This window comes from Rubricoccus marinus (genome assembly GCF_002257665.1).
Lineage (GTDB): Bacteria > Bacteroidota > Rhodothermia > Rhodothermales > Rubricoccaceae > Rubricoccus > Rubricoccus marinus.
The window spans coordinates 1-300 of sequence record NZ_MQWB01000008.1; the positions used below are offsets into that span (position 1 = coordinate 1).

Annotated in this window: 1 pseudogene; it reads left to right on the forward strand. The window is 75.3% G+C overall.

The window, feature by feature from the left end:
* Positions 1-300, forward strand: a pseudogene (locus BSZ36_RS19575) (hypothetical protein); the annotation flags it as partial.

Here is a 300-nt window from a genome sequence, read left to right on the forward strand (position 1 = left end):
GGCGGTCCACCTCCAGAGCGACCGCGGCTACGCGCTCCAGCAGGCCATCATGGCGTGCCGCAAGGGCGGGACGATCTCCGTCCCCGGCCTCTACGCCAAGACGCTCACGCTGCCCTTCCGCGCGGCCATGAACCAGGGGGTCACGTTCACGATGGGCCAAACGCATGTCCAGCCCTCCCTCGAGCCCCCGTCGAACAAGACCCCCGCCCGGGCCATCCCCCCGCTGCCCACCCTCACACACCCGCCGCCCCCCGCCGCCCACCCCACCACCGCCGGCCGCTCCCCCCCCCCCCCCCCCCC